The organism is Delftia sp. CH05 (assembly GCF_009827015.1).
Taxonomy (GTDB): Bacteria; Pseudomonadota; Gammaproteobacteria; order Burkholderiales; family Burkholderiaceae_C; genus Comamonas; species Comamonas tsuruhatensis.
The window spans coordinates 1-3,181 of the sequence record NZ_WUMG01000096.1; the positions used below are offsets into that span (position 1 = coordinate 1).

General features: G+C 55.9%; 3 protein-coding genes and 1 pseudogene. 3 read left to right on the forward strand and 1 reads right to left on the reverse strand.

Annotation, left to right across the window (positions count from 1 at the left end):
- The 3 genes and pseudogenes from GRX31_RS30265 to GRX31_RS30275 all read left to right on the forward strand — a co-directional run.
- Positions 1-1,907, forward strand: a 1,907-nt coding sequence (locus GRX31_RS30265) for an RHS repeat-associated core domain-containing protein (RefSeq protein WP_202396773.1), incomplete at its 5' end; no start/stop codon positions are given.
- A gap of 5 nt (positions 1,908-1,912) precedes the next feature.
- The gene (locus GRX31_RS30270; RefSeq protein WP_143044734.1) at positions 1,913-2,356 is read left to right on the forward strand and encodes a hypothetical protein; all 444 of its coding nucleotides are present in this window, start codon (positions 1,913-1,915) and stop codon (positions 2,354-2,356) included.
- A gap of 76 nt (positions 2,357-2,432) precedes the next feature.
- Positions 2,433-2,843 (forward strand): annotated as a pseudogene (locus GRX31_RS30275) (RHS repeat-associated core domain-containing protein); the annotation flags it as partial.
- Positions 2,844-2,898: 55 nt separating this feature from the next.
- On the opposite strand, the gene GRX31_RS30280 reads toward GRX31_RS30275, so the two are convergent.
- Positions 2,899-3,181, reverse strand: a 283-nt coding sequence (locus tag GRX31_RS30280) for a transposase (RefSeq protein ID WP_160855827.1), incomplete at its 5' end; no start/stop codon positions are given.

A 3,181-nucleotide genomic window follows, 5' to 3' on the forward strand; every position in this document is an offset into this window, starting at 1 on the left:
GGTGGGTGCAACGCCAATGGGACAGCATGGGCCGCCTCACGGCCCTGGGCACCACAGGCCTGCAAAGCACGGAAGGCAGGGATCACCTCGTCCAGCCCCTCATCGGCCAGATCCTTGGCCGCCGCTACCACTACGACAGCCTGGGCCAGCTCGTTGCCATCGAACAGGCCGGCGCCCCGAGCCAGGCCGCACAACTGCTGCGCTACGGCTACGACAGCGCCGGGCGCCTCAGAGCGGCCACCGACAGCCAGGACCCCCAGACCACCGCCCGCTGGCAGATCGACCCTGCCGGCAACCGCCTGCCAGCACTCGGTGCACCCGGTGCACCGGGCCAGACGAACACCCAGGACAGCTGGGCCGCCCAGGTCCACGCCCACTGGCGGCACACCGACTTCAACCTCATGGGCCTGGGCCACCTTGCAGGCCAGCGGCAAGGCCCCGTGCAGCGCTGGGAAGACAACCGCATCGGCTTCAGCGAAGACCGCGTCTGGCGCTACGACCCCTGCGGCAACCGCATCGCGCAAATGCATGCAGACCACAGCCAGCAGCAACTGCACTACGACGGAGCACACCAGCTCATCGCCGTGCGCAGCAGCCAGATCCAGGGCAACGCCGAGCAGTTGCGCCACCACAGCCGCTACACCTACGACGCCCTGGGCAGGCGCCTGAAGCAGCAGGTCGAAAGCGCGGACTCCACCACCCCCACCCGCACCCACTACTACGGCTGGGACGGCGACCGCCTCATTCACACCGAGCGCCTGCAGCATGGCGATGACACGCGCCACATAGAACACACCATCTACGAACCCGGCAGCTTCACCCCCCTGGTGCGCCTGAGCACCACGGCCAGCGGCGACCCCCAAGACGAGCCCCACCTGCTGGTGCAAGCCATCGCCGCAGGCCTGCCCGACCCGGACGACCCCAACCACACGCCGGCCCTGGCCCTGATGCAAACCATGCTCGACGCCATGCCGCGCGACATGCAGCAAGACGCAGCCCGCCACCTGCGCCACACCCTGGACCACGGCCTGCCGCCCGGCGCCCAGGCCATGCTGGGCGAACAGGCAGACAGCACCGCACGCCTGCTCACCGGCATGCAGACCCAACTGCAGAAACAGGAAAAAGAACAACAAGCCCGCATCGCCATCCACCACTACCACTGCGACCACTTGGGCACGCCCATGGCGCTGACCGACCAACGGGGGCTAGTCGCCTGGGCGGCCAAGCTGGACCCTTGGGGCAATGTGCTGCAGGAGTACAACCCGCAAGGCATCCACCAGGCGATCCGGCTGCCAGGGCAGCACCATGACAGGGAAACGGGGCTGTATTACAACCGGCATCGGTATTACGATCCGGTGGTGGGGAGTTATGTGAATCAGGATCCGATTGGGTTGGCCGGAGGGGTTAACAAAAGTATATATGCGATAAATCCCATGATTTCCATGGATCCTTTGGGCTTGGCCCCCGTAAAAACGTGTGCAGAGAGAATTTTGAAAGCAGCGGAGAAATTAAATAATCAAGAAAGATACTCATACGCCTCGAATTATGGCTTTGGGTCAAAGAGAAATAAATGTAATCTCTTTGTTCATGAAGTGCTAGAAAATGCAGATGTCGAATCTCCCTCGCGCTACAGATTTGGAATTATCCCAAGAGGACCAGCAACTGCTGGAGATTGGGCAAATCCACAAAAAGCGATTCCCGGATTCGAAATTGTTACGTCTCCAAAGCCTGGTGATATTGTTGCGGTGGCATATCCATATGGGGACGCTACTGGGCATGTGGCAGTCGTGACAGGGAGTAGTACAACCATTGGCGCAGGCTCAGAAGACGGATCACATTCAACAGGTTGGCCATGGAATGGGGCATCGCCTAAAGGCAATCCAATATATAGAAGATGCAAAGATTGAGAAAGATGATGAAGACAGTAATTTACATAATAGCCGCAACGCTTGGTTTTCAAATAATATCTTTGCTAACTTTCTTGATGGCACCAATGAAAATTGATTTATCGGATATAGAGGGATTTAATTTATCTTATATTTTCAATAAACTGGGAAATCCAGACTATGATTTGAGTATCAAAGATATACTGGGATGGCAAAGCCATCGTTATCTAATTCGTCAAAATGTCGAACTTAGGATAAAAGAATCGAACATTAAACCAACTGCTTTCCCTGCATCAATAAGTATTTCAAATACATTGGGGGAAGAAACTCATTATTTCAAGTTATCAAAACACTCAAGATCTGACGGAAATAACAATTTTATTAGAACGACCACCATAACCGTATGGCCATACGGTGATTTTCTAATAAGTAAAGAGATTGTTGAAAATAAAGATCACCAGTCACAGTGAGTCTCGATATGCGTGGATTGTTCAGCCCCATGGGTTATAACAAGATGGGGCCAAAACGCGTGCAGATCGCTTGGTCATGTTGGGTATCCACGACGAGCACACCATAAAAATGCTGCAGGAGATGCGCAAGTAACTGCAAAAGCAGGAGCGAGCGCGACAGGGCTCCGTAGCCATCCATCATTACAACTGCGACCATCTGGGCACGCCCATGGCCCTGACGGACCAGACCGGCCAAGTGGCCTGGGCCGCAAAGCTGGACCCCTGGGGCAATGTGCTGCAGGAATACAACCCGCAGTGCATGCACCAGGCGATCCGGCTGCCGGGGCCGCACCATAACAAGGAGACGGGGCTGTATTACAACCGGCATCGGTATTACGATCCGGTGGTGGGGAGTTATGTGAATCAGGATCCGATTGGGTTGGCAGGTGGGGTCAATAAGAATATTTATGTCAAAAATCCAAACAAAGGCATAGATCCACTAGGTTTGATGGAAGAGCTGAGTCATATATGGAATATCGGGCCATGGGATGCTCTTAGAGTGGCTAACACCACCGATCCACGAAGCGTGCACAGATGATCGCCGCTGCCAGTTTTAGCAGCGCTTCGTGGATATCCAGCCGTCGTTCAAAGCGGATTCGCAACTTGCCAAAGCCTGCAAACCATCCATGAGTCCGCTCCACCACCCAGCGATGCTTGCCCAGTCGCTCGCTACTCTCAACGCCTCGCCTGGCAATGCGGCTGGCGATGCCCCGTTGTCTCAAGTGCGCACGGCAACGCTTGTAGTCATAGCCCTTGTCGGCGTGCAACTTCGATGGTCTTTTGCGG